This is a genomic window from Planktothrix pseudagardhii, assembly GCF_904830925.1.
GTDB classification, from domain to species: Bacteria; Cyanobacteriota; Cyanobacteriia; order Cyanobacteriales; family Microcoleaceae; genus Planktothrix; species Planktothrix tepida.
Map to the genome: position 1 here is coordinate 1,842,986 of NZ_LR882967.1, position 23,975 is coordinate 1,866,960.

The following is a 23,975-nucleotide window of genomic DNA, read 5'->3' on the forward strand; positions in this document are numbered from 1 at the left end:
TATTGTATCAGAGAAAGGGTGCGTAAGGCTTCGCCTTACGCACCCTACAATTTTAATTTTTAATTTTTCGTTCTCCGTACCGTAACAACATCTCAATACTCGCCAAACGATTTCCCCAACTAGAGACTTGATAGGGACGTTCTAAGGCTTGTAAACGCATAGAAGTTTGGAATTGTTTTTGAAACGTTGCTAACTTTTGTTGAGCAATTCCTAGAGTTTGAGGAGAGGGATTATCCTCTAATTGTTTTAAGGTTTGGGCTAAATCTTCCGCTTGGGTACTCAAGGCTTTTAGTTCCCCATCTCGAATCCAAAGTTGATCATTAGATAACAGAAAACTCCATTCTCGTTTTAATGCTAAATACCGATCATGGGCTGCTGCAAAAGGTTGTCGATAGGGAATTGCAGGTTGAGTTGTTTGAGAAGAATTTTGAGTCCGGCGAAAATAGTTTTGTAAATTATTACCAATAGTTTCAACGGCAAAAATTGAATAGCCTCCGGTGGATAAATCCCGTAAGGATTGTAATTGATCAATCGCTACAATTTCAGGAAGATTCAATAACTTAATCGCTGGGCTAATTAACGCCGATCCCAACCGTTGTTCCTGAGTTAAAGGCTGAGTAATTCGTTTTAAACGGTTTGTATCCATCGCATAAGTCATGGGTACAATTAAATCGACATAACCTTGTTTTGCCCACACTTCCCAATGTTGTTGAATTTTTAGAATTCGTTCCTGTTCAGGATGGGGAAATACCGCAACGGATAAAATTACATTGGGTTTTTGCTGTTTTAAAAATTGTGAAACTTCGGCTACAAAAGAAGTGACTTGATTGGTTTTAAATTGCGTCCATTGATTCCATAATTGAGGATTTTTGGGTGTAATATTAACCGGATCAACTCCCGTTAATTGTCGAAATTGTTCCCGTCCGGCTTTGCCATAACCATAGGTGTAATTTCCCCCTGGATCTTGGAAGGGATAACGAATATAATCTAACTGTAAACCATCAACATTATAGGCTGTAATTTCATTAATTAAACGCAGGAGATAGGCTCTAGCTTCTCGGTTTGCTGGATCAAGATAAACTTTATGATCGCGGCTATTTCTTAACTCTCCATAATTATTAATATTTACCCAATCAGGATGGGCTTGAATTACCGGACTTAAAAAACTACTGGGTTGTCCTAAAATTTGATTATGGCGATCATTTCCTACCGCAAATACCCAGATCCAAGCGTGTAATTCCATTCCCCGTTCATGGGCTAATTTCACGGCGGCTTCTAACGGGTTCCATCCTCGAATTAAGGGGTTTTGTTGAGGAGCAATATGACTGGGATAAATTGGATAACCCGCATTAATGGTTTCAAAATAAACTGTATTAATTCCCGCCGACGCTAACCGATCAAAGACTTGCGCCAGTCCCGCTTCACCCCCCGCTTTAACAATGGTTCCTCGGTCTAACCAAACCGCCCGAATTTCTGCTCCTAAGCGTTCTCCTTCAGTGGGATAATGTTGCCATAATTGTTGACGAATTTCTAACCATTGACGACGAGCTTCCCCCCAATTTTGATGAGCAACTAATTCAGGAAAATCCTTGATCACCTGTCGAGCTTTGGTAATAATTGCATCTGATTGCTGGAAATTAGCACTGGCTAAACTACCTCCCTGAGCAGCCATTAATTGAGTAGAAGCGACTTGTAAATTAATCGGAACATTACCCGAATTTGAGGCAATTAACGCATTTTCAAATCGTCCTAATAAATCGACTAATTCCTGACGCATTGCGATCGCCGTTAATTCCTCAATGGGTTCATTTCCGGGCTGTACTTCTAACCCCGCAGGTGCCGTTTGTTCGGAAGGGTCAATAAAGCTACTAGGAACGGCCGGAGTATTGGGTAACGTCCGAGTGGCGGTGACAGTCGGTGGTGGCGGTGTCGTTGCACGAGGAGGAGAAGGCGGTATCTGGGGAACGACCGGAGCAGTAACGGAGCGGGGTGAAGGGGCAATAGCCGTTGGCTTGACCGTTGGTGTTATCGGTTGGGGTAGGTTGGTATTGGAACGGGTCGGGACAGCAGGAGGAGGTGTGGGGTTAGGACGAGTTGCCACTGGGGGCGGAGGTGTGGGATTAGGACGGGTTGCCACAGGCGGCTGTGAAGTAGGAACCAGAGGGGTCACGGGTACAGGTGGCGGGACAACTGGAGAACTCGCGACGGGAGTTGTGGCTGTTGTCCCTAAACCATGACGACTGACGGCGGCTTGTAACCACGCAATATCCATATCCGCCGAGGATTGATTTCCCCAACGCCAGCCTAAATAAGTTGATTTTTGGGTGGTAATCACCGCCGGAGAACTGCCACTGGCTTCCCAAATCCCTGCGGTATAACTTTCTAAGGTGGTGGGAATTAGAACCCCCCCTTCAACGGGGTTTGGGTTTTGTTGCGTTGGCCCCCAAGTGGTGAGGGAGGGGCAAAGGGTATCTCGACTGCGACAGCGATTTTTAGCGACTTGGGGTTTAGCGGGGACGGTGAGGGGAAAAGCCCAATAGGAACCTAAAATTGAGCGCAGCAGTTGACGGACTAAGGGGGTAGACCGTTCTCCCACAGGGCCACTGGCGATGACCTGTCCCCCTTGTTTGGCCCACTCTTGCAGAATTTTGGCTTGTTCGGTTTTAATTACTGTTGTATTGGGTAGGAATAAAACACGAATTCCTTGAAGATCGGCAATGCTTTTAATCGTGTTTAAATCAACAGTTTGATAGCGAATTCGGCTGGCTTTTAACCGTTGTTCAATGGTATTCCATTCGGCGAGTTGTTCGCTGTCACGAATCACCCCTAACGTTGCGTTGGCTTGGCTGAGGGAGGTTAGGGGAATCGATAATTGTAAAATTGTACTGGCAAGAGTCCCCAGGAGAATCTGTTTAAAAAACGTTTGCGATCGCCGTTGAACCATTGGTTTCTATTAATTTTTGACTAATAAAATAAAACGAAGTGGTATATCATAAATAGACAGAATTGTCAAGTCTATTTTTCCAGACTAAACCTTAATTTCTGCCCAATTCCCTCTCATTCCAATTCCACACCCCTAAAATTGGAGGAGTCTTACACAAATCTTTACTATTCTATCAGGGATAGGAGTCAAAACGATAAACTCGATTTAGATGTTTGTTGCTTTAATCGTGCTTTTGATCATCCCTTGCTAAAGAGAGCAACCTGTTATATTAATAATCTTAATGTTGCCATCTCAAATCCTATAACTTGGTTAATGTCCGTCTTTCAATCTGAAGGAGACTCTAATATGGAAACTATGAAATTGCGATCGCATATTGGAATCAATGGCATATTGCAAATCCAAATACCTACCGATCTTAAAAATACTTCTGTTGAAGTGGTAGTCGTTTTAGAGCCGTTACCATCTGAGGAAACTCAACCCCAGTATAACGCTTGGGGAAAACTAACAACTAAAGAATCAATGACTGAAGCCGTTACCCAAATCCAACAATTAGGAAAAACAGTAGGATTGGATAAAAATTCAATTCGAGAAATGATTGAAGAAGGACGTAGGTTTTAATGCGGTTTATATTAGATTGTTCAGTAGCAATTAGTTGGTGTTTGGTGGATGAAAATAATAGCAAAATTATGAGCTCTTCTTCTCAACAGAGTCTAGCATGATCATTCTCAACAAAAAGTCCTCATTCGTCATCTTGACAAATTTTTAAGCGTTCTCGTTCATCTGGACGATTAGCAAAGTAACTTGATAACCAATTACAACCTCTTTCAAGGAGTTCATCTAAGTTTTGAGGAACAGACCAAACGACAACTTTATTATCTTCTCCAACAATAGCCACATATCGCCAATCAGGACTAAAACGTGCAAGAACCCCATAGTCAGGATGAGGGTTAACTTCCCATCGAGCTAATTTCCGACCGAGTAAATCATAAATTTCTACTACTCCATTTTTAGTAATTATAGCGATCCTTTGTCCATCTGGACTAAAGCTAAAATATCCTAATTGGCTGACTTTCAAAACAGTTAAAATTTTACTCGACAATTCCCAAATATATACGATTCTGTCTTGATCTATTCCAGCAATATGTTGACCATCTGGGCTTAAGATTGCATTAAAAATTGAGTCATAAATTTTATCCTTTAATTTTAATAAATTTTTACCTGAACTATTATTAATCAAAATTGTCCCATCTTTTTCAGTTTCAACTTTAAGGTTTTCGCCAATTTGAGGGTTACTTTGAGCAGGACTTTGATGATTAGTGTTCTCAGTGTTTAATAATTGGCCTGACAAGCTCCAAGTCTGAACATTTTTATTTGTTAAGACATCAATCGTTTTACCATCCTGATTAAAATTGACTCTATTAATATAATCTGACTGGGTTTTGATTGAATTTAAAATTTGACCTGAAAATGTCCAAACTTGAGCAATTCCATCTTTTTCAATTGTAGCAATGTACTTATTGTCAGGACTAAAAATAACATCTCTAACCGTATTTTTGCTATTTTTAAGTTGAGTAACCTGACGACCTGATACATCCCAAAGGCGAATTAGGCTATCTTCTCCATAAGTAATTAAACTTTTATTGTCAGGACTAAAATCAATAGAAAGTACAGTTCCTCGATGTCCTGTCAGTTCAAGCTGTTCTTGACCTGATAAATCCCAAAGGCGAATTTTACCATCTGCCCCACCTGTTGCAATGAGTTGACTATTAGGGCTAAAACTCACTGATGCAACACTTCCTCGATGTCTTTTAAGTTCTGCTATTTGTTCACCTGAAAAATTCCAAACTCTAGCAATACCATCTTTTCCAGCAGTTACTAACTGTTTGCTATTAGGGCTAAAACTGACATCTAAAACACCAGATTTATGACCTTTAAGTTCTGCCAAGAGTTTTCCTGATATATTCCAAAGATAAGCTTGACCATCGGGTTCAGTCGTTGCAAGAAACTGACTATCTAAACTAAAGTTAACTTTATAGCCTTTGAGTTTTGCTATAGGCTGACCTGACCAATTCCAAATGGTAGGCATAGAGCCACCTTCTGACGTTACAATATATTGACCATTAGGGGTAACGCGCACGTCGCCCAAGATATCCGTTAAAAAAAGCGATCGCTCATTAATTTTATCCGGCGATCGCTTTTAGAAATTCGGTTTTTATTATAACCTTTGCTAATCGTTATAGCGGTATGCGATCGCGTAGCCACAACAATCTTAGTTAATTAACAATTCCAGCTTTAAAAACTCGACCAATAACATCTTCAATCGGAGGATCACTCACGGTTAAATCAAGGACATTGAATTCAGCTAATATTTTAGCAACCGTAGCCGTTAAAGTATCCCGTTCTACTAATAATCGTACCACTTGACCTTCCATCGATTCTATTTCTCCATAGGTTAATAATTTCTGCTGACAGCTTGCTAAGGTATCTCCTGAACAATGCTCTAATTCTATTTTCACTTCTCGATAGGGGGCAAATCGTTCTAATAAACCTTCTAAACTACCATCATAAATAAGCTGTCCTTGATGAATTAAAATCACTCGTTTACACAGTGCTGTAATATCCGCCATATAATGACTGGTTAACAACACCGTTGCTTGATAACGGCGATTATATTCCGCTAAAAACTCCCGCACATTCACTTGAGCATTGACATCTAATCCTAACGTCGGTTCATCTAAAAATAAGACTTGCGGACGATGTAATAAAGCTGCCATTAATTCGGCTTTCATCCGTTCCCCTAAAGACAATTTTCGCACGGGTTGTTTTAACTTCCCTTCTAGGGATAACATCTCCGTTAATTCCCCCACCCGTTGCCGATATTCTGCATCCGATAGTCCATAAACAGCCGCATTAATTTTCAAAGAATCTAAGGTGGGTAAATCCCAAATTAATTGCTGTTTTTGACCCATGACTAGGGTAATTTTTTGTAAAAATTTAGATTGACGTTTAAAGGGGGTATGGTGAGCCACTTCAACATATCCACTAGAGGGATAAATTAACCCGGTTAGCATTTTTAATGTGGTGGTTTTTCCGGCCCCATTTGCCCCTAGAAATCCAACCACTTCACCGGATTCAATTTTAAAGGACACCCCCTGAACAGCCTGGACATTCCGATAGGTTCGTTTGAAGAAATGGCGAATTGTTCCTCGAAATCCAGGTTCTTTAATCGCAACGGGATAAACTTTACTTAGTTGTTCAGCAACAATAATTGACATAAATTTATTAACAGGGAACAGGGAACAGGGAACAGGGAATAGGGAATAGGGAATAGAAATTAGTTTTCTAGTTTCTTGATAAGAGCGATAATCATTCTAGCTTCTTCTTTTAAAAGACTCATTATGTCTTTTAGATCATCATCAGTACAGAGTCCTACTCTAGCAGATAAAATTAAATGGGTTTCTAATTCATTTACTGATCCTTGAGCTATATTTAGAAATTTAACATATTCTTTTGTATATCTTCTTCCATAACCCTCTGCAATATTTGCAGGAATAGAAACCGCAGATCTACGGATCTGTTGAGTTATGCCATACATTTCATCTTTAGGATAGTTCTTAGTCAGGTAATAACATTTCTCAGCAATATCTATCCCTTTTTGCCAAATTATCAAGTCTTTGTAGTCTTTTACATCTGACATTAACTCACTCCCAATCAGCTTTTATCATATCTTTTCTATTGCAAGATTGCCTATTTCCTATTGCCTATTCCCTGTTCCCTGTTCCCTGTTCCCTGTTCCCTTCTAATAAATTTTAGGGTGCGCTAACAATTAAGTGTAACGCACCCTAGATAGAATAATGGCAGCTTGATTTAAGCTCAATCAATTAATTAAATACATTTTCTGAACTAGAAGAAGCATCGCTTCCACCTTTGACTCTAGCTTTAGCTTTAGTTGCACTACGTTTGAGGGCTTGCAGTCGAGCTTCGTAACGAGCTTTTTGACGTTTTTTCGGAGTTTGATCGACTAAAGTTTTTAACGCACTTCCTAAACTTTTATAAGCATTGGGTAAGGTATAACCGAAACGGGTTGCTAGAGCAATGGCTTTTTCATCCGCATCTAACGATTCCTGTAACGTCCGTTCTCCATTATTTTTTTGATAGAGACGATAGCCTGAAACGCCACATAATGCCAAGGCTAATAACAGCAGCAGTCCGTCCTGTACCCACAGTTCTCCGACGGCGCCCCCTAAACCAATGGCTAAGGCTGCCATTTCCCAGCCATCTCTGGGAATCGTATCATTTTGAATCCGGGCTACTTCATGCCAAAATAGCAAATTGCGCTGATCCATTGCCAACTGTTCCCAGCGAACCAAGTCAATTTGAATTTCAACTTGATCCTTGCCAATTTCTTCGCAACGGACGAGGGGTGGGTTCACTTCGACGGTTTTCTCGACCGTCACCCAACTCTGCAACTCAGGGGGAAGTAAGCCTTTTAATCGCCGGAGTTCGCTCATTTCGGCTCTGGCAGTGGAGGTTGCATAGGATGTCATAGTTTCCGGCTCAACGAAGTTTCCAAAAACAACGGGTTTTCTTACATCTTATTGTATCGTAGTTTGTTTGCAACTATCTTGAGACAGTCAAGGGTTAACCGTCAACCGTGTTTAAAAACTGTCGGACGTTTTGTAAATAGGTTTCGGGATCTTCTAACATGGGAAAATGGGCGGTATCTTTGAGAATCGCTAACTGAACTTTAGGGTTTAAAGCAGCAGCTTGTCGTCCCATTTCGGCGGGAATAATTTGGTCATGTTCTCCGGCTATTAATAACGTTGGAACAGTTAATTTTTTAAATTCTTCTGGTAGCCATTCTGTTGCTTCTTTACAAACCGAGGTTAAAACGGTTCCATAAGCGGCATCAAAATCAGCTAATAAGAAATCTTCTAAAAAGGCTTGGCTTAAGGGTTTAGGAATGGGACGGTGAAGAAATCGAGCCATAAACATTTTATCAACCCCTGGAATTAAGCTTAACCATTTGGGGCGAAACATGACGACATAACGGCTAAATTTGTGGAAGGCGTTAAAGGTTTTTTCATCATATTCAAAAATGCCACTACAGGTTAAAATCGCTTGTTTGACTCGTTGGGGATATCGATTTAAAAATAATAAAGCAATAGAACCCCCCATTGAATGAGCATTCAGATAAATTGTATCTAAATTTAATTGATCTAATAACGTATATAAATCTTCAGCATATTCAATTAATTCATAACGCTCTGATGCGCCTGTATCCGTTACCGCTAGGGGTAAATTTGTGCGTCCAAACCCGCGTAAATCATATATTAAACAATCAAATTGATCTGATAAGGCTTCGGCGGTACTTTCCCAATATCGTCCTGAACCGCCCCAACCATGAATAAACACCATCACGGGTTTTGAACCCGGTTTAGAATTACCTGTTGTCACCCACTCGCAGTAATGCTCGACACCATTCACAGAAATTAAGGTTTTATTTAGATTTGTGGCTACAGTCATTTTCTTAAAGGTTAAATCAATAAGTTTGATTTTAAAATATTTTGAATAAATAATGTTACTGTTGTTGGTGTTGCTGTTTTTAATCCGGTTGATGTTTCATGGTTCCACCATCCTTTTGTGGTTTGGGGCGATCGCCATAATTCTAAATGTTCGACAGCAGGTTCAGCATAAAAACTTTCGTTTCCGCTTCCTAATAAAGCTGAACTCCAATGGGTAAAATAATCATGACTGATTCGATAAATGGGGAAATTTGCCACTAATGGAACTCCCCAACCATCAATGGCAATAAAGGCTTTAATCTTGCCACCGAATTGTTCCCAAGCCAAAGCTGCCCCAATTGCCCCCGCAACTCCCGCACTAAAACTAATTATTATTATATCAGATTTAGGGGGATTTTTTTGAATAAAATTATAAATATCAAAACTTGAATAAGCCGGATATTTCTGAGTTGGTAAAATCAATAATTCTCCTAATTGTTGTTGCTCTTTCCAATTTTCTATAATTCCATTTAAAAAACATTCTGTTAATTCAATTTCATGAATTCCAGGGCAAATTAATAACATTTTTGCTCGTAGGGGTGGGGTTTCCCCACCCAACCCATAATCAGCAAATCTTAACAGGCAAATTTTAACAGGCAAGATGCCTGTTCCACATTACCCCCTTCCCTATCCCCCCATAGGGGATGTTAAACTTTTAAGGAGAGTTTATCTAGGGAAGAGAACATTTCCCTAGAAGGACTTGATAGCAGCACTTGAACGCGAGGACAAAAACGTGGTTGCGACTCCTGAAAAACTGGAAACCATTACTTCAGCATCTACCTCAACAGAGGGCCAAAATCGAGTGGCGGTTTTGCTCATGGGTTATGGTGAAGTCGAAAGTTATGAGGACTTTGCTAATTATAACGAACAAGCGTTAAATCTTTTAACCGCTAAATTTGCCCCCGTTCCCACTTGGATTTATCCGCCTCTGGCTAAACTTTTAGCAATGTTTGATCTCCATGAATGGAGTCATCAACATGGTAATTTTATTTCTCCCCATAATGCAATTTTTGAGAAACAACGGGCAGGAATTGAGCAACATTTAAAAGAAAAATGGGGCGATCGCATTAAAGTGTTTAAAGCCTTTAACTTTTGCGCTCCGTTTCTTCCTGAACAGGTTTTAACTGAAATTAAAGCCGAAGGATTTGATAAACTGTTGATTTATCCTTTGTTAGTTGTTGACTCTATTTTTACCAGTGGTATCGCCGTTGAACAGGTGAATAAAGCCTTAGAAAAATTGGCAGATGAGGATGAACATTGGGTAAAAGGTCAACGGTATCTTCCTTCCTTTTATAATGAACCTGACTATATTCAACTGTTAGGACAGTTAGTAGAAGACAAGATTCAAAAAGAGCTAATTCAAGCTTATCTTCCCTCGCAAATTGGTATTGTTTTAATGAATCATGGCTGTCCCCACAAAGCCAAAGGGTTTACGTCTGGTATTGATGAAAGTCAAGCTCTTTATGAACAGGTACGGGAAACTTTAATTAACCGTTATCCCTTAATTTCGGTGGGTTGGTTAAACCATGATACACCCTTAATTGAATGGACACAACCCAACGCTCAACTTGCTGCTAATAATTTAATTGAATTAGGGGCAAAAGCGATTGTATTTATGCCCATTGGATTTGCGACCGAAAACCATGAAACGCTGTTAGATGTTGAACATATTATTGAGGCTTTACGTCGCAAATATTCTGAAATTACCTACGTTCAAATGGAATGTGTCAACGACCATCCAGAATTTCTGAAAATGGCCGCAGACTGGGCAAACCCCCAAATTGACGTGCTGTTTAATGAAATGGCTTTAGCAGTTAATCCTGCTTTAGCGAATGTTCATAGCCATGATGATCACCATCATCACAGTCATGATCATGATCATCACCATCATCATGATCACGGTCATCATCACCACCATTAAAGCAGGTAGGGGCGAGGTCTTCTCGCCCTTAACCATCAACAAAATCCAAGGATTTAACCTTTCCTAACCTCATTATTTTCGACTTTTTTTCGTTGATTTGTTATCTATAAACTTGGGTTAAAATTGTCGTGACCAGTCGGATAACCATCGTTCAACAATAACTTTGGTTTGGGTGAAAAACTCAACGGCGTGTTGTCCTTGACCGTGTAAATCTCCAAAAAAGCTATCTTTCCAACCACTAAAAGGAAAGAATGCCATTGGTGCCGCAACTCCAATATTAATGCCAATATTTCCCGCTTGAGCTTCATAGCGAAACTTCCGCGCCGCCGCGCCACTACGGGTAAATAAACAAGCCATATTTCCATACTCGCTTTGATTAATAAAAGTGATTGCTTCTTCAATGGTATTCAGATGAATTAAACTTAATACGGGGCCGAAAATTTCTGTGCGAGCAAGTTCTCCCTGGAGATTAATATCTTGTAAGATTGTTGGACGTACAAAATAACCTTGTTCATAACCGGAAATTTTGGGGTTTCTACCATCAACTAAAATTTTCCCGCCTTCGTTTTTTCCTTGTTCAATTAATCCTTCAATTCGAGTTTTACTTTGGGCAGAAATAACCGTTCCCATTTGTACAGTTTCATCTAATCCATAGCCGACAATTCGAGTTTCTGCAACGGTGGCGATCGCATCTGTAAAACTTTCTTTAGCTTGACCAACGGTAATGGCAATGGAGGTGGCTAAACATCGTTGTCCGGCGCAACCAAAGGCACTATCAGCAATAATTTTTGTGGTCATTTCTAAATCAGCATCCGGTAAAATAATCACCGGATTTTTGGCTCCACCTTGACATTGCGCTCGTTTTCCATTAGCAGTTGCCCGACTATACACATATTTGGCAACGGGAGTGGAACCGACAAAACTAATGGCTTTAATATGAGGATGATCTAAAATAGCATCAACGGTTTCTTTAGCCCCATTGACTAAATTTATCACCCCTGGGGGTAATCCTAATTTATCTATTAAAGCAAAAACTTTTTGCATCGTTAAGGGCACTTTTTCGGAGGGTTTAATAATACAAGTATTGCCACAGGCGATCGCATAGGGAAAAAACCAAAAGGGAATCATCCCCGGAAAATTAAAGGGGGCAATAATTGCCACAACTCCTAAAGGTTGACGAATCATAATTTCATCAATTCCCCTAGCAATATCCTCAGAATTGTAGCCCTGAATTAAGGTGGGAACACCACAAGCCACTTCAACATTTTCAATTGCCCGTTGTAATTCTCCGAGAGATTCAGCGAAGGTTTTTCCACATTCTAGGGTAATCGTTTGAGCTAAATCCTGTTGATTTTGCTCTAATAATTCTCGGAGTTTAAATAAATAGCGGATACGTTCTGTAACAGGGGTTCTTCGCCAGGATGCAAAGGATTGTTGGGCGATTTCTGCCGCATGATTAAGTTCTGCTGCCGGAGAAAGGGGAACTTTTGCTAATATTTCTAAGGTCGCTGGATTAATCACATTTAGGGTTTCTATGGCTTCAGAAGAACACCATTGACCATTAATATAGTTGCTGAGAATTGGGGGGGTTGTCATTTTTTTATCCTAAATTATAGGGTTATTTTGTTCCAAATAAGCGATCGCCTGCATCTCCTAAACCCGGAATAATATAGCCGTGTTCATCGAGATGATCATCAATAGCAGCAGTATACAAAGGAACTTCGGGATAATAAGAATGGAAATGATCAATGCCTTCTGGAGAGGCAATTAAACACAGAAATTTCACGGATAAAGGGTTTGTTTGTTTCAATCTTTGGATGGCGGCAACGGCTGTATTTCCAGTAGCAATCATGGGATCAACCACTAAAACTTCTCGTTCTTCGATATCATCTGGTAATCTAAAATAATATTCAATTGGAATAAACGTTCGCGGATCTCGATATAACCCAATATGGCCGACTCGTGCTGAAGGAATTAATTCTAAAATTCCATCTAAAATTCCCTGACCTGCCCGCATAATTGAAACAATAACCATTTTTTTCTCCGAGGCTAAAATCGGTGCTTCCATCGGGCCTAGAGGGGTTTTAATTAACTGTTTACGGAGGGGTAAATCTCGCGTAATTTCATAAGCCAATAACATACTAATTTCCCTCAACAATTGACGAAACTTGGCGGTACTGGTTTCTTCCCTTCGCATCAAGGTGAGTTTATGTTGAATTAGAGGATGTTGAATGAGCGTAACGTTTGGATACATGAGTAATTTGGGGGAATTGGTGAATATAATTTCAATGGAAATTAACTGATCTTAATAACATTTTGTAAAATACAATCAGCACAAAAAGTAATATCTCTTGCGGTTTGGGTTAGCCTAGGCTCAATAATAGACTTAAACCACTGGCGATCGCGATCAAGTAAACTAATTAAAGCAATGGGTGTTTTACAAATATAGGTAGCCAGAAGGGGTAGTTGATCAAAAGAAGGTTCGGCTTGTGTATCCAACATTTCATAGTGATACAGTGCATCTAATCGTTCTTTTTCGGTGTTGGGAATCAGAGCAGGTATCATAATAGCATCAAGTTTGAGTCAACAGTTGCTATTGTATCTTAATTTTAGTTTTCTAGGACAAATCTCAAGTTTTATGATGTTGAAAAAAAGTTGGGTTTTGAAGCAGTGTATGATTGGTTTAACAAGTTTAATGAGTAGTTGGATAACGCTTAACTATTCCCTGCTTCCGGTACAAGCTGAGGTCATTTTTTCTTCTGGGGAAGGTAATGGTTCTTTTGGATTATTGAGTGATTTTGATGGCAAATACTTTTCGGGACAACAACAAATTGGTTATGAATTTTTGATTCCCCAAACCGTTGAAATTGATCAAATTCATTGGAATGGTCAATATTTTCCCGATGGGAAACCTTCAGAGGCTCAATTTTCCATCAGAATTTTTAAAATTGTTGAGGCAATACCAGAAATTACACCCCAAATTAATATACAGATCAGGGAAGTTCGCCAAACTCAAACGGATATTGAGCGTTTTTCCCATCCTGTTTTTAATTATGTGGGTTTAGTGCAACCCTTTAGATTAGAACCGGGACGTTATTTACTTTCCATTGTTAATAATACTCAGGGTCATTCTGATGATTGGTTATGGATGACTACTGATCCCAAAACTCAGTTATTGGGTGTGGATCTAAAAATATTTTTTCGAGATCAAGATGGGATGGCTTGGAAAAGCGGATTAACAGGAAAAATGTCATTTACAATTTTAGGGAAACCCGCCTCCAATTCTAATTAAAAATCCACTAAACCTGAAATTACTCATCTGTGGTTAAGGATTTTTCCAGGGAATAATTACCTAGAATGAGTAACAAAAAAATCAGGCTGAGTTTAATGAACCAAGGTGTAGCTACAAAGAACCAAATCAGACAGGCTACACCAATTAAAGTTGCTAAAAGTTTGGGTAAGTCATCAATTTTCCATTGGGGATTACCAAGACTAACCCAAGCGGCTAGACAACTAATCAACAAAGGAATCAAGTAAATCGGAGCCATTGTTGTTGTGCCCTAACAGATCTTATTCATAGTATACTGAATTACAAACTTTGTTCCAACTTCTCCTGATAGACCTCTAAAATTTAACATTTATATATAAAGGAAGAAGCAGTTCGAGAGCAGATCGCCTAAAAACCCAAATTTAACGTTATATAGCACTACCCATTAAGCGATTTAACAATACTAAACCTTGTAATAAGGGTCATAACTTACTGTTCCCTGTTCCCTGTTCCCTGTTCCCTGTTCCCTATTCTAAGAGTGCTATACTAACTAAAAAAATAGCCATTGAGTGTTGATCATGTTAGGCCAATTTTTCCATAAACCTACTTCTGATGAGAGTGTTCGCGTTCCACCGGGACAACATTTAAGTAAAGGTTTTCCCGTCTTAACCTATGGGGAAACTCCTGAAATTTCTCTTGAAGATTGGCAGTTAAAAGTTTGGGGTTTAGCCACACCCAAAACCTTTACTTGGTCGGATTTAATGGCAATGCCTAAAAGTAATTTTACCGCCGATTTTCACTGTGTAACTCACTGGTCAAAATTAGAGGTGAAATGGACAGGAATTAAAGTTACTGACTTCATGAAATTTGTTGAAGTTAACCCCCAAGCCATTCATGTTATGGAACACTGTTATGGAGGTTATACTACTAATGTTTCAATGGAGGATTTCTTACGCGAAGACAACTTTTTTGCCTATGAGGTTTTTGATGAACCCTTACCCCCGGATCATGGTGGCCCCCTGCGGTTAGTGATTCCCCATTTATATGCTTGGAAAAGTGGAAAATGGATTAATGGGTTAGAATTTCTTGATCATGAGGAATTGGGATTTTGGGAACAAAATGGTTATCATAAAAGGGGGGAACCTTGGGCAGAAGAACGCTATAGTGATTAATTTCAACCCTTAAGCATTATCGGGTCAAAGTAGGGTTGTAATTTTGGCAATCCTACTGATAAACTAAATTAGATATAATGATTAAAGTGCCTCTCTAAATTACCCTTGACTTTTATGAGTTTAACTAAAACCGAAGCCAGACAACTGTTAGAACGGATGATTTTTGATAATGAACGTCCGCGAGACTGGGTACAGGATGTTTGGGATATGAGCCCTATGTTAGGAGAAAATGCAGCTAAACTGCTTGATGCGTTTGATATGTTAGTAGACTGTTGTTCTGAAGAGAAATTAGAGAATTTAGTTCAAAGTTTATATGCAGAACATTTAGAATAAACCAGAAATTAACAGTCTCAAACTCTAATCTAATGTTGGAAAGTCTTTCTAACTCTAAAATTTCCCCTTGGTTAACACCCATTGCTTATCTTTTATGCTCTAGTGTAGTTATCCCCTTCTATTTTAAGAATATTGAAATTGAAGGTCAAGACTATTTACCCCGAACAGGTGCAGTTATTTTAGCACCTACTCATCGTTCCCGATGGGATGCAATTTTATTAGCATATTCAGCCGGACGTTGGGTAACAGGACGAGACTTAAGATATATGGTTTTATTAGAACAAACTCAGGGGTTTCAAGGGTGGTTTATTCAACGGTTGGGAGGGTTTCCTGTTAACCGAGAACACCCTGGAACATCCAGTATTCGCTATAGTATTGAAGTGTTAAAACAAGAACAAATTTTAGTTTTATTTCCCGAAGGACATATTTTTTTAGAATGGGATATTCATCCCATTCAACCCGGAGTCGCGCGAATTGCATTACAAACTTTATCCCAAAAACCGGATTTAGATTTAAAAATTATTCCCATTAGTATTCGTTATGATCGACCTGCACCGATTTCTAAAGGGTCTTCTGTAAAAATCAAAATTGGAGAAGCAATTCAGGTTAATAACTATACAGAACAATCTCCTAAACTAGCAACAAAATCTTTAACTTCAGATTTAGAAACAGCCATTAAAATGTTACATCATAGATGATTAATTTTCTATTTACTTGATATGTATTGTTTAATTAAAGGTAAAATAGTATAACAATTACCTTGTTGTTCGATTAAACAGCGTCGTAATAAAGATTGAATGGCGTTGAGCAAATCTGATGAGATAACTTGGCTATTTTCTAACAATTTAACTAAATTCACTGGATTGTTTTCGGCTACCAATAAAGACAGCACTTGTTTTTCTGCCTCTGATAAGCGATCGCATTGTTGTTGTAAACTCTCTTTCACCTCTTCGGGTAACAATAGGGTATCTTTCAATAAGACTTCAGTTGCACATCCTCCCAACTCTTGGATCAAATTTGCTATACTTTTTAACCAGAAGGGATTGCCTTGATAAGGTTGAATAATTGTCTCAAAATTCTCAATTTCAGCTAACCCATAATCTCTAAATATTTCGCGTACAGCAACAAGATCTAAACCCGTTAATTGTAAAGTCCGAATTACAGAATTTTGGCTTTTAACCTCAGTTACAATTCGAGGTTGTTCCCAACCCATTAATAATAAACAACTTTGATGAGATAATTCTTTAATCTGTTTAAATAAAGTTCGATAGTCTTCATATCCGGGTTTATATTTTCCCGCTAATTCTCCGCTACTAAAAACATTGTGAATATTATTCAAAACCACTAAGCAGCGATGCTTTTGCAAATATTTGATTAGGGGTAAAGCTTTCGGATGAGGTGCTGATAAATCGAGTTCTTCTGACTGCGAAAAAAATTCGATTAAGTTAGTTTGAAATTCCGCTAAATTTGGAGATGAGTCAAAATTGCACCAAATTACAGACTCAAATTCATCTTTAATTTGTTGAACCAATTGCACCGTTAACGCCGTTTTCCCTATCCCGCTAATACCCGTAATGGCAATCAAACGACAGCGTTGTTGTAAAATCCAATTTGTCAAGGTTTCTAATTCAGGCGTGCGACCATAAAAAGCACCTAAATCAGGCATTTCACTTAAATCATAACATTGGTTTTTAGATTGTTTAGTATTATAACTATTCTCATTTTGCTGAGAGGAGTTGGGTATATCTGGCGGATGTCTACTTTCTCCACAAATATTAAAACTATTACTAACATTATTATTATTTTGTGCAAAGTTGAAAAGATTAGAGTTTTGTAACCTCTCCATTGCAGATTTAAAATTAGATTTATTAACATCTTCCCCTAACTTCTCTGAAAAAATCTGCCATAATTTTGATCCCGCATTCCTAACATTACTTTCAGAACAATCAAAATCTTTAGCAATTTGTTTGTATGTCTCCCGTTCCAGTGTTCCCCGCAGTACCGCTTCCTCTAGATCATCAAGATGTTGGCCCGTTTTAGCAAAAACTATTTTATCAGCCACTTTTAACATTTCTTTAAGATTCATTACGGCTAGGAGATGCGAAAGTTTCGTGTATTATAGCGCACATTAGCGGACTTTTTTAGACAATTTGGTATATTTTTGTATAAAACTAGATTAAATAGTTTAAAAGACAGTAAAAATCGTGAACAAAATTGAACTTTTTCGACCTATACAAATCTGTCATTTATAAATATTATAAGAGAAATATTTAAGATATTTTGGGTAATTTGGGAAAAAATATTTTATGTTTAACAAAACAGTAGCAATTAGTTTAGCAACAGCACTGATCTCTTTTGCTTCATCTCCTGTCTATGCTGATGGCCTATTTTCAACTACAAATTTGAAGATTGGTAATATCAATCTTTCTTTGAGTAATTCGGGTAAAGTGCTTACTAAAACAGACGCAGATACAGGAAAATGGTTGGGTCAGCAAGACTTTGTTGAGTTTTATGGCATGATGTGGGAACCTCAGAACAGTGTTCTCTTTGTAGCAGGTAAACTAGAGGGAAGTAATCAACCTGTCCTTGTGAAAATTCGATCTACTGGTGGAAGTGGACAGAATATGTTTGCTTTAGCACCAGATGGAAGCTCAGTTTCTGGATATAATTACCGCTTAGGGTCGCAGTTGATGAGAGTCAAAAATATGAGTTACAATGGTGTGTTAGCAATTGATAACGGTTCAGGAGTTATCTACAGAATCAACGGTGTAGGTGGTACTGGAAATAATATGTTTGCACTTGTTAATAATACAGCGTGTCAGACATTGCCAAACTATAATTACTTTGTCGGTTGCAGCTACTATTAATCGCAGTCTTAAAAAAAGAGCGATCGCACTTTATTGTAATAATTTTAGGGAGAGCGATCGCAGTCTAAAAAAAAGCGATCGCATTTTCTGATAATAATTAGAAAAAGTGAACCAGAAACCGGGTTTCTCAAAAAGCTTTTGGATCTTAACCGAGATTGTTGTTAAGAAACCCGGTTTCTCAACTTTATTTGGAAAAACTCGTTATAATCTAAAACTATCAATCCTCTTGAGATGTGGCGATGACCATCAAAGAACTCCTCCTCCAAGAAATCGATAGCACCCCTGATGAACTGCTCACCGATCTTCTCAGCTTGGTGCGATCGCTCAAATCTTCTCCAAACCGCCAACTCAATATCTATGAACAACTGCTAGAGCGAATCGACTACCTCGAAGCCATCATCGGTATCCGCAAAGGACTCGAAAGCTTCGCTCAAGGTGAAGGTATTCCAGCCGATCAAGCCATGACATCCCTACAGCAGCAGTTCAACATTCCCCCTCGTCTATGACGTATCAAGTCCTAATTCAACCACCCGCCTTTGAAGAAATTGAAACCGCCTATCGTTGGATGTGTGACTATCTGAGTGCTGATGCTGCGAACCAGTGGTACTACGACCTCCAAGACGCGATCGCATCACTGCAACAGTTTCCTTACCGTTGCCCAGTTGCACCCGAAGCTGACATCATTGGTCGGGAAATTCGACAACTTTGGGTTGGTAAAGCAAAAACCTATCGGATTCTGTTTGTGGTGGAGGGCGATACCATTGCGGTATTACACATTCGTCACCGCCGTCAAGCTCCTCTAGGTACTGAGCCGTCAGAGTAATCGCATTAAATATTTCATAAAGGGTGATCCCACATTCTTGTAAGAATTGTAGGGAGAGCGATCGCAGTCTGAAAAAAAGAGCAATTGGTGTATGCTGTACAATATTTGTGTAGTGATCCTGAAGTCAAACTATGCAAGCCATCCTTTTAAGTCGAGAAGAAGTAGGAAAGCGTGCAAGACAATTGTACGAGAACAGCATCCGTCAAAAAGTAGAGGTGGATGAGAACATCGGCAAGATGGTGATCATCGACTTTGAATCAGGAGATTATGAAGTAGATCAAATTGGGTTAAAAGCAGCCCGCAACCTGGGCAAAAAACATCCTAATGCTCGTCTATTCGGTATTCGCATTGGATATAATGTAGCGGTGTCATTTGGTGGGATTATGGAGCGTGTTTACAAGTGATTGCTGGCATTGTAACTGATAGACACGCAACTGTCAGGTTGACATTTTTGCTCCTCAATGGCTCAACTCTACCCATTGAATTTGTGATCGATACAGGATTTTCAGGACATCTTTGCTTACCACAAGAAGCCGTTTCATTATTAAGGCTACCTTTTGTATATGATCTCGCGGCAAACTTAGCAGATAACAGCGAGGTTTTAGTACCAGTCCATGAAGCAGTTATTATCTGGAATGGAGAAGAAAGGGAAGTTAGTGTAATTGCTACAGGACGGCGACCATTACTTGGAACTGCTATGCTAGAGGAACATGAACTTGTAGTGCAGTTTACCGAGGGTGGATTGATAACAATTGAAGAATTGTAGATAATTTTATAAATAGCGATCGCATTCTTAAAAAAAGAGCGATCGCGCTTAGGCAAAGATTTCTGGTAAACTGTAGCGCATATATAAATCAAACAGCCTACACTTGTGGAAATAATTCCAAACAAAGCCTTAGTAGTTCGTGGCGGTCGTAATCGCCCAGAAGATATTCAATAAGCCACAGGAACCCACCCTAGCAGTATTACGGGAATTTCTGTAGAATGTGCAGTAGGATTGTCAGTAGCAGAATTAACATTAGCAATCCCTCATGGACAAGTTGGTGTTACCACAGTAGGTGAAGTTCGCTCTTGTGGTGGAGATGTCATCCGTACTTCTGGCAGAAGCCCAAATCATGCAACATTAACTGGCTTAATACCAGAAAAAGCAAGTTTTCTGCTGACACCAACAATTCCTAACCCATCACAACCATCATCCTAAATCGAGTAAAAACATGAGTTATCCCAGAATCTTTGCAGACTTTCATAATGCTGATGAACAGAGTCGCCTTCGCCTAAATTGTGTTGGTACAATTGAAGATTTGAGTCGCCAAAATATTAAGTTACAAAATGGTAAATTGCTCACCCTCTATAGCGAAGAATTAGAAGTTGATGGCGTGGTGCAATATTCTGAAGAGGAAAGTCTTTGGGTTGCAGCAATTGATTGGAAACTTCTAAGACAGGTAGAGGATATGCTTGTTCAAGCAACAGTCTAGTGCGATCGCAACTTAAGAAACCGGGTTTCTCAGATAACTCAAGCATCACCGCCGAGATTTTATTCAGAAACCCGGTTTCTCAGTTTTGTTTGGAAAAACTCGTTATAATCTAAGCTATCAATCCTCCTGAGATGTGGCGATGACCATCAAAGAACTCCTCCTCCAAGAAATCGATAGCACCCCTGACGAACTGCTCACCGATCTTCTCAGTTTGGTGCGATCGCCTAAAATATAAACAGCGAACGCCCATTAGGATCAACGCATAAATAACAACCCTCGCACAGCTTATGACCTTAAAAGAACAACTCCTGCAAGCAATTGAAACTTTGCCAAGTGATCACCTTGCCGAAGTCCTCACTTTTGTTAACTCTCTTCCGGGCAAACCTCGTAACACATCCGCTAGATCCTTTCTCGCTCATCTCAAGACAATCGGCACTTGGTCAGGGGACGATTTCCAAGAATGTTTAGAAGCCGTCCAATACTCACGAGGCGAAATACAATTTGACCACAACCCCAATCCTTTCGAGTAATGTTTCTGCTCGACACAAATCACTGTAGTTACGCTATACTCGGCAACACTCAAGTGCTTGATCGCCTTGCCAATCTTGCGGATGAGTCAATCGCAACTTGCACAATTGTCAAGGGTGAATTGATTGACATGGCGGCTCGATCTCAACAACGACAGGCTAATCTTGCCCTAGTTCAACGTTTCTTGATTGGACTATACATCTACCCCATCGACGAAACCACCGCCGAAATTTACGGCAACCTCAAAGCAGCAGTCTTTGATCGCTATGCCCCACAAGAGCGATCCCAACGCCGTAGAACCAACATAACTCAATTAGGCATCGGTGAAAATGATTTGTGGATTGTCGCTGTTACACTTCAACATCAACTTACTCTAGTAACAACTGATAAAGACTTTCAGCGTATCCAAGCAGTACAGCCATTCGACTTGGAATCTTGGATCTGAACATCGCCCCTATGAATATACGGTTTTTTCACTGTAGTGTATTAAAGCGATCACAGTCTTAAAAAAAGAGCGATCGCACTTTATGGGTGATAATTTTAGGGAAAGCGATCGCGTTTCTTATGAACAAATTTTAATTTTTAAAACTTACGGAAAATAACGATAAAATTCTCGACGATGTAGAACCCGCATCACTTCTATAACATCACCATTAACCTCTATTCCAATACGGTAATCGCCGATACGGATACGATAGCGACAACTGTAACCTTTCATGGCTTTAATGTCAGAAATTTCCTCCAAAGTGTTGATAGCTGCTAGAGTTGTAAACGCAACTTCATAGATGCGTTGGTATGATGTCGAACTCTTAAGTTGCTTCAAGTCTTTTAGAAAAGCCTGACGGTATTGAACTTCCAAAATCATTACTCCTCAAGATAAGCCAAAGCCATCGCTCGATCAAGCAAGGGAGTATTAACAGCTTCATTCATCGCTTTATTCAAACAATAGTCTTCTACCGCTTCCCGAAGTTCCTCCAAGGAAGATTCTTCATCAGGCAAAAGTTGTCGCCATAGAGCAATAGGAATTACCACGGCGATCGCCTCTCCATCTTGGCTTGTCAGATATTCAATGTTTAGCATTGTTTCCATTTTAAACTTCAGAAACTATTAGTCATTCTATCTGATCTGCAAATGATACGGCAAGAAGATCTTACGTTCGACCTCTATTAATAGAGTTTGGAAGGGTTGAGGTAATTCAGTCGTGGTAATTTGTGTCATTTTTTTAAGGGTTCATAATCAGATCTATTTCTATTCTATCAATGTGATGATTTTAGGGAAAGCGATGCCGACAGGCGGTGGCTAGGTGATCGCATTCTTAAAAAAAGAGCGATCGCCCTTTCTGCATGATAATTTTTGGGAGTGCGATGCCGACAGGCGGCGGCTACGCCATCGCACGATTAAAAAATAGTGTTCCCATTTTCTGATAATAATTAGGAAAAGTGAACCCGAAACCGGGTTTCTCAGAAAGATGAGCGGATCTCGACCGAGATTGTTGTTAAGAAACCCGGTTTCTCAGAAAGTTGTATCAATTACGCATCGTAAAGCAACGGTCATCTATTGCGATCCTCTTGAATTAAAATAGTGCTATCTGTTAATCCAAAATCCCTGGGATTAACTCTCGGACGATTACGAATTCTTTGTAGAATTGCTGACTTATGTTGGTTCTCTTGCGTCCGATTTATCATTACTTTGTCAAGATCAAATAATAAGGATTGCGTCAACAGATGAATAACTGCCTCATTAAGAGTAAAATTTTTCTCTGAGGCTAGACACTCAATCTGACTATATATAGCAATCCTAAATGATTTTCTATGTATAAGTATACTGATGAATTTTGGGAAAATCAAATTTATGTTCTTTGGTAAAGAACTCAAACAAAAATTTGATAATCTTAAACGACTTGCATAAATACCAATACTTCCTCAAAAAGTTTTTCGCTTGTAACCAAATATCTTCAACCGGATTTTGTTGCGGAGCATTAGGAGCAAATAAAATACAAGTAATTAAAAAATCATCAGGTTCTTTATCCTCATTTATTTCTGATAAAAATTTTCTAAATTCTCCAAATCTATGATAGGTGGCTCCATCCCAAATTAAGATAATTTTCTTGTTTTTATATTGGTTTTGTAAGTATTTTATAAATTCAACTGTTGATTTTCCATCCCCAGATGGGTAACTTTGAACGTGGAATCTTTTACTTTGATAATTCAGTGCTCCAAAATAAGTTTGTCGCTCTTTTTCATTGGTAATTGGAACTTCAATTCTTAGATTTGATTGACCCCAAACGTAGCCCTTAACATCTCCATGAAGTAGATGACATTCATCTAAAAAAAATACTATTACTTCCCCCGATTCTATGCCAGTCTTTTGTTTCGATAACATCTCATTAATTTCTTCTCTCTTTTTTTTTACCTGCTCTTCGCTAAATTTGGGATTCACTTTCTGAGACTTCTTCCAACTAATATTTGCCTGCTCAAACAGTTTATAGTAGCTTTGTTTGGATTTATATATTACCCCAAATTCTTGCTCCACATAAATAACTAACTCATCTAAATCCCAATACTTTAGATTACTCTCAATTAAAATTTCTAATTCAGCTATTTCTTTGTTCCCCTCTTTTTCTGCCTGTTGTAAGCCATTCATAATTTTTATTGTTATAATCAAGTAGTGTATATCATTATATCATGCTCTTGATAATGATTTAGGACTGCTATAGTTCATCAGGCAAGTTTTCAATCTGAAGTTTAGCCATTGCACTCTCAGAATTACTTAATTTATTATATCACCAGTTTTCTTCATATCAATGTAATTATGGTATAATAAGTAAAAATAATCTTGCCAATATTGCCTAGTAATCATGACTATTGATATAGAGATTTTTCAAACTATCGTCAAGATGCCAGAATCTTTAAAAAAAGAGATATTGGATTATGCACAATATCTACTTGAGAAACACGCCAAAAGTGAATCATCTCAAGAAAAACTTGAAGAATTTCAGGGTTATGGAAGTTGGGTTGGTCAGATCTTTATGTCTGATGATTTCGATCAACCACTTGAAGATCTAAAGGAATATATGTAAG

Annotated in this window: 29 protein-coding genes; 14 read left to right on the top strand and 15 right to left on the bottom strand. The window is 38.9% G+C overall.

Features of this window, described 5'->3' with window-relative positions:
• Positions 1 to 52: 52 nt before the first annotated feature.
• Positions 53 to 2,944, bottom strand: a complete 2,892-nt coding sequence (locus NMK36_RS07855) for a glycoside hydrolase family 10 protein (protein ID WP_254173470.1) — start codon at positions 2,942 to 2,944, stop codon at positions 53 to 55.
• 345 nt (positions 2,945 to 3,289) lie between these two features.
• Between NMK36_RS07855 and NMK36_RS07860 the strand changes: the two genes are divergently transcribed.
• Positions 3,290 to 3,562: a hypothetical protein gene (locus NMK36_RS07860; protein WP_072720787.1), complete on the top strand. Its 273-nt coding sequence runs from the start codon at positions 3,290 to 3,292 to the stop codon at positions 3,560 to 3,562.
• Positions 3,563 to 3,683: 121 nt separating this feature from the next.
• Here the strand turns inward: NMK36_RS07860 and NMK36_RS07865 are convergent, their stop codons facing one another.
• The 6 genes from NMK36_RS07865 to NMK36_RS07890 all read right to left on the bottom strand — a co-directional run bounded on the left by NMK36_RS07865 (position 3,684) and on the right by NMK36_RS07890 (position 9,108).
• Positions 3,684 to 5,081, bottom strand: coding sequence for a WD40 repeat domain-containing protein (locus tag NMK36_RS07865; RefSeq protein WP_072720788.1), 1,398 nt, complete (start codon positions 5,079 to 5,081; stop codon positions 3,684 to 3,686).
• Between the two features lie 136 nt (positions 5,082 to 5,217).
• Complete coding sequence (locus NMK36_RS07870) at positions 5,218 to 6,219, bottom strand: ABC transporter ATP-binding protein (RefSeq protein ID WP_254173471.1); 1,002 nt, start codon at positions 6,217 to 6,219, stop codon at positions 5,218 to 5,220.
• 59 nt (positions 6,220 to 6,278) lie between these two features.
• Entirely contained in the window at positions 6,279 to 6,641 is a 363-nt protein-coding gene (locus NMK36_RS07875) for a four helix bundle protein (protein WP_254173472.1), read from the bottom strand.
• Positions 6,642 to 6,825: 184 nt separating this feature from the next.
• The gene (locus NMK36_RS07880) at positions 6,826 to 7,491 is read right to left on the bottom strand and encodes a DUF3318 domain-containing protein (RefSeq protein WP_254173473.1); all 666 of its coding nucleotides are present in this window, start codon (positions 7,489 to 7,491) and stop codon (positions 6,826 to 6,828) included.
• 94 nt (positions 7,492 to 7,585) lie between these two features.
• Positions 7,586 to 8,470 (bottom strand): alpha/beta fold hydrolase, encoded by an 885-nt coding sequence (locus NMK36_RS07885; RefSeq protein ID WP_254173474.1) that lies wholly within the window; start codon positions 8,468 to 8,470, stop codon positions 7,586 to 7,588.
• A gap of 11 nt (positions 8,471 to 8,481) precedes the next feature.
• Positions 8,482 to 9,108 (bottom strand): hypothetical protein, encoded by a 627-nt coding sequence (locus NMK36_RS07890; protein ID WP_254173475.1) that lies wholly within the window; start codon positions 9,106 to 9,108, stop codon positions 8,482 to 8,484.
• A gap of 133 nt (positions 9,109 to 9,241) precedes the next feature.
• On the opposite strand from NMK36_RS07890, the gene NMK36_RS07895 reads away from it, so the two are divergent.
• Positions 9,242 to 10,429, top strand: a complete 1,188-nt coding sequence (locus NMK36_RS07895) for a ferrochelatase (protein ID WP_254173476.1) — start codon at positions 9,242 to 9,244, stop codon at positions 10,427 to 10,429.
• 117 nt (positions 10,430 to 10,546) lie between these two features.
• Here NMK36_RS07895 and NMK36_RS07900 read toward each other — a convergent pair whose 3' ends face one another.
• The 3 genes from NMK36_RS07900 to NMK36_RS07910 are packed head-to-tail and all read right to left on the bottom strand — an operon-like array spanning position 10,547 to position 12,994.
• The gene (locus tag NMK36_RS07900) at positions 10,547 to 12,025 is read right to left on the bottom strand and encodes a CoA-acylating methylmalonate-semialdehyde dehydrogenase (RefSeq protein ID WP_254173477.1); all 1,479 of its coding nucleotides are present in this window, start codon (positions 12,023 to 12,025) and stop codon (positions 10,547 to 10,549) included.
• Between the two features lie 22 nt (positions 12,026 to 12,047).
• Entirely contained in the window at positions 12,048 to 12,683 is a 636-nt protein-coding gene (gene upp / locus NMK36_RS07905) for a uracil phosphoribosyltransferase (RefSeq protein WP_254173478.1), read from the bottom strand.
• A gap of 41 nt (positions 12,684 to 12,724) precedes the next feature.
• A complete protein-coding gene (locus tag NMK36_RS07910; RefSeq protein WP_254173479.1) occupies positions 12,725 to 12,994 on the bottom strand; it encodes a hypothetical protein in 270 nt (89 codons plus the stop codon).
• A gap of 109 nt (positions 12,995 to 13,103) precedes the next feature.
• Here NMK36_RS07910 and NMK36_RS07915 point away from each other — a divergent pair, with 109 nt between their 5' ends.
• Positions 13,104 to 13,721 (top strand): hypothetical protein, encoded by a 618-nt coding sequence (locus NMK36_RS07915; protein ID WP_254173480.1) that lies wholly within the window; start codon positions 13,104 to 13,106, stop codon positions 13,719 to 13,721.
• Between the two features lie 19 nt (positions 13,722 to 13,740).
• Here NMK36_RS07915 and NMK36_RS07920 read toward each other — a convergent pair whose 3' ends face one another.
• On the bottom strand, positions 13,741 to 13,977 hold the full coding sequence (locus tag NMK36_RS07920) for a hypothetical protein (RefSeq protein ID WP_072720799.1): 237 nt from the start codon (positions 13,975 to 13,977) through the stop codon (positions 13,741 to 13,743).
• A 298-nt stretch (positions 13,978 to 14,275) separates the two neighbouring features.
• Here NMK36_RS07920 and NMK36_RS07925 point away from each other — a divergent pair, with 298 nt between their 5' ends.
• The 3 genes from NMK36_RS07925 (at position 14,276) to NMK36_RS07935 (ending at position 15,900) form a co-directional block, all read left to right on the top strand.
• The gene (locus tag NMK36_RS07925) at positions 14,276 to 14,869 is read left to right on the top strand and encodes a sulfite oxidase-like oxidoreductase (RefSeq protein WP_254173481.1); all 594 of its coding nucleotides are present in this window, start codon (positions 14,276 to 14,278) and stop codon (positions 14,867 to 14,869) included.
• Between the two features lie 114 nt (positions 14,870 to 14,983).
• Entirely contained in the window at positions 14,984 to 15,202 is a 219-nt protein-coding gene (locus tag NMK36_RS07930) for a hypothetical protein (protein WP_072720802.1), read from the top strand.
• A gap of 32 nt (positions 15,203 to 15,234) precedes the next feature.
• Complete coding sequence (locus NMK36_RS07935) at positions 15,235 to 15,900, top strand: lysophospholipid acyltransferase family protein (RefSeq protein ID WP_254173482.1); 666 nt, start codon at positions 15,235 to 15,237, stop codon at positions 15,898 to 15,900.
• A gap of 8 nt (positions 15,901 to 15,908) precedes the next feature.
• Here the strand turns inward: NMK36_RS07935 and NMK36_RS07940 are convergent, their stop codons facing one another.
• The gene (locus NMK36_RS07940; protein WP_254173483.1) at positions 15,909 to 17,288 is read right to left on the bottom strand and encodes an NB-ARC domain-containing protein; all 1,380 of its coding nucleotides are present in this window, start codon (positions 17,286 to 17,288) and stop codon (positions 15,909 to 15,911) included.
• Positions 17,289 to 17,508: 220 nt separating this feature from the next.
• Between NMK36_RS07940 and NMK36_RS07945 the strand changes: the two genes are divergently transcribed.
• The 7 genes from NMK36_RS07945 (at position 17,509) to NMK36_RS07975 (ending at position 21,340) form a co-directional block, all read left to right on the top strand.
• The gene (locus NMK36_RS07945; protein ID WP_254173484.1) at positions 17,509 to 18,069 is read left to right on the top strand and encodes a hypothetical protein; all 561 of its coding nucleotides are present in this window, start codon (positions 17,509 to 17,511) and stop codon (positions 18,067 to 18,069) included.
• Positions 18,070 to 18,302: 233 nt separating this feature from the next.
• Positions 18,303 to 18,575 (top strand): hypothetical protein, encoded by a 273-nt coding sequence (locus NMK36_RS07950; RefSeq protein WP_254173485.1) that lies wholly within the window; start codon positions 18,303 to 18,305, stop codon positions 18,573 to 18,575.
• Positions 18,572 to 18,892 (top strand): type II toxin-antitoxin system RelE/ParE family toxin, encoded by a 321-nt coding sequence (locus tag NMK36_RS07955; protein WP_254173486.1) that lies wholly within the window; start codon positions 18,572 to 18,574, stop codon positions 18,890 to 18,892. The genes NMK36_RS07950 and NMK36_RS07955 overlap by 4 nt, the downstream gene beginning before the upstream one ends.
• A gap of 131 nt (positions 18,893 to 19,023) precedes the next feature.
• The gene (locus tag NMK36_RS07960; RefSeq protein ID WP_254173487.1) at positions 19,024 to 19,296 is read left to right on the top strand and encodes a hypothetical protein; all 273 of its coding nucleotides are present in this window, start codon (positions 19,024 to 19,026) and stop codon (positions 19,294 to 19,296) included.
• Positions 19,293 to 19,658 (top strand): clan AA aspartic protease, encoded by a 366-nt coding sequence (locus NMK36_RS07965; RefSeq protein WP_254173488.1) that lies wholly within the window; start codon positions 19,293 to 19,295, stop codon positions 19,656 to 19,658. The genes NMK36_RS07960 and NMK36_RS07965 overlap by 4 nt, the downstream gene beginning before the upstream one ends.
• A gap of 448 nt (positions 19,659 to 20,106) precedes the next feature.
• Positions 20,107 to 20,367, top strand: coding sequence for a hypothetical protein (locus NMK36_RS07970; protein ID WP_072718790.1), 261 nt, complete (start codon positions 20,107 to 20,109; stop codon positions 20,365 to 20,367).
• Between the two features lie 529 nt (positions 20,368 to 20,896).
• Positions 20,897 to 21,340 (top strand): type II toxin-antitoxin system VapC family toxin, encoded by a 444-nt coding sequence (locus NMK36_RS07975; RefSeq protein ID WP_072718788.1) that lies wholly within the window; start codon positions 20,897 to 20,899, stop codon positions 21,338 to 21,340.
• A 144-nt stretch (positions 21,341 to 21,484) separates the two neighbouring features.
• Here NMK36_RS07975 and NMK36_RS07980 read toward each other — a convergent pair whose 3' ends face one another.
• From NMK36_RS07980 to NMK36_RS07990, 3 genes are all read right to left on the bottom strand, one after another.
• Positions 21,485 to 21,760 (bottom strand): type II toxin-antitoxin system RelE family toxin, encoded by a 276-nt coding sequence (locus NMK36_RS07980; protein WP_281250320.1) that lies wholly within the window; start codon positions 21,758 to 21,760, stop codon positions 21,485 to 21,487.
• Positions 21,760 to 21,975: a hypothetical protein gene (locus tag NMK36_RS07985; RefSeq protein ID WP_254173489.1), complete on the bottom strand. Its 216-nt coding sequence runs from the start codon at positions 21,973 to 21,975 to the stop codon at positions 21,760 to 21,762. The genes NMK36_RS07980 and NMK36_RS07985 overlap by 1 nt, the downstream gene beginning before the upstream one ends.
• A 729-nt stretch (positions 21,976 to 22,704) precedes the next feature.
• On the bottom strand, positions 22,705 to 23,538 hold the full coding sequence (locus NMK36_RS07990; RefSeq protein WP_254173490.1) for an IS630 family transposase: 834 nt from the start codon (positions 23,536 to 23,538) through the stop codon (positions 22,705 to 22,707).
• A gap of 214 nt (positions 23,539 to 23,752) precedes the next feature.
• Between NMK36_RS07990 and vapB the strand changes: the two genes are divergently transcribed.
• Complete coding sequence (vapB, locus tag NMK36_RS07995) at positions 23,753 to 23,974, top strand: type II toxin-antitoxin system VapB family antitoxin (protein ID WP_072720828.1); 222 nt, start codon at positions 23,753 to 23,755, stop codon at positions 23,972 to 23,974.
• Position 23,975 lies beyond the last annotated feature (1 nt).

What these genes read in the sequence shown, in the direction of transcription:
- NMK36_RS07935 (WP_254173482.1), top strand. Translation starts at nt 15,235, where the DNA reads ATGTTGGAAAGTCTTTCTAACTCTAAAATTTCCCCTTGGTTAACACCC.
- NMK36_RS07970 (WP_072718790.1), top strand. Translation starts at nt 20,107, where the DNA reads ATGAGTTATCCCAGAATCTTTGCAGACTTTCATAATGCTGATGAACAG.
- NMK36_RS07930 (WP_072720802.1), top strand. Translation starts at nt 14,984, where the DNA reads ATGAGTTTAACTAAAACCGAAGCCAGACAACTGTTAGAACGGATGATT.
- NMK36_RS07875 (WP_254173472.1), bottom strand. Translation starts at nt 6,641, where the DNA reads ATGTCAGATGTAAAAGACTACAAAGACTTGATAATTTGGCAAAAAGGG.
- NMK36_RS07945 (WP_254173484.1), top strand. Translation starts at nt 17,509, where the DNA reads ATGTTTAACAAAACAGTAGCAATTAGTTTAGCAACAGCACTGATCTCT.
- NMK36_RS07940 (WP_254173483.1), bottom strand. Translation starts at nt 17,288, where the DNA reads ATGAATCTTAAAGAAATGTTAAAAGTGGCTGATAAAATAGTTTTTGCT.
- NMK36_RS07975 (WP_072718788.1), top strand. Translation starts at nt 20,897, where the DNA reads ATGTTTCTGCTCGACACAAATCACTGTAGTTACGCTATACTCGGCAAC.
- NMK36_RS07855 (WP_254173470.1), bottom strand. Translation starts at nt 2,944, where the DNA reads ATGGTTCAACGGCGATCGCAAACGTTTTTTAAACAGATTCTCCTGGGG.
- NMK36_RS07860 (WP_072720787.1), top strand. Translation starts at nt 3,290, where the DNA reads ATGGAAACTATGAAATTGCGATCGCATATTGGAATCAATGGCATATTG.
- NMK36_RS07985 (WP_254173489.1), bottom strand. Translation starts at nt 21,975, where the DNA reads ATGCTAAACATTGAATATCTGACAAGCCAAGATGGAGAGGCGATCGCC.
- NMK36_RS07915 (WP_254173480.1), top strand. Translation starts at nt 13,104, where the DNA reads ATGATTGGTTTAACAAGTTTAATGAGTAGTTGGATAACGCTTAACTAT.
- NMK36_RS07925 (WP_254173481.1), top strand. Translation starts at nt 14,276, where the DNA reads ATGTTAGGCCAATTTTTCCATAAACCTACTTCTGATGAGAGTGTTCGC.
- NMK36_RS07980 (WP_281250320.1), bottom strand. Translation starts at nt 21,760, where the DNA reads ATGATTTTGGAAGTTCAATACCGTCAGGCTTTTCTAAAAGACTTGAAG.
- NMK36_RS07920 (WP_072720799.1), bottom strand. Translation starts at nt 13,977, where the DNA reads ATGGCTCCGATTTACTTGATTCCTTTGTTGATTAGTTGTCTAGCCGCT.
- NMK36_RS07910 (WP_254173479.1), bottom strand. Translation starts at nt 12,994, where the DNA reads ATGATACCTGCTCTGATTCCCAACACCGAAAAAGAACGATTAGATGCA.
- upp (WP_254173478.1), bottom strand. Translation starts at nt 12,683, where the DNA reads ATGTATCCAAACGTTACGCTCATTCAACATCCTCTAATTCAACATAAA.
- NMK36_RS07880 (WP_254173473.1), bottom strand. Translation starts at nt 7,491, where the DNA reads ATGACATCCTATGCAACCTCCACTGCCAGAGCCGAAATGAGCGAACTC.
- NMK36_RS07900 (WP_254173477.1), bottom strand. Translation starts at nt 12,025, where the DNA reads ATGACAACCCCCCCAATTCTCAGCAACTATATTAATGGTCAATGGTGT.
- NMK36_RS07885 (WP_254173474.1), bottom strand. Translation starts at nt 8,470, where the DNA reads ATGACTGTAGCCACAAATCTAAATAAAACCTTAATTTCTGTGAATGGT.
- vapB (WP_072720828.1), top strand. Translation starts at nt 23,753, where the DNA reads ATGACTATTGATATAGAGATTTTTCAAACTATCGTCAAGATGCCAGAA.
- NMK36_RS07960 (WP_254173487.1), top strand. Translation starts at nt 19,024, where the DNA reads ATGCAAGCCATCCTTTTAAGTCGAGAAGAAGTAGGAAAGCGTGCAAGA.
- NMK36_RS07955 (WP_254173486.1), top strand. Translation starts at nt 18,572, where the DNA reads ATGACGTATCAAGTCCTAATTCAACCACCCGCCTTTGAAGAAATTGAA.
- NMK36_RS07990 (WP_254173490.1), bottom strand. Translation starts at nt 23,538, where the DNA reads ATGAATGGCTTACAACAGGCAGAAAAAGAGGGGAACAAAGAAATAGCT.
- NMK36_RS07870 (WP_254173471.1), bottom strand. Translation starts at nt 6,219, where the DNA reads ATGTCAATTATTGTTGCTGAACAACTAAGTAAAGTTTATCCCGTTGCG.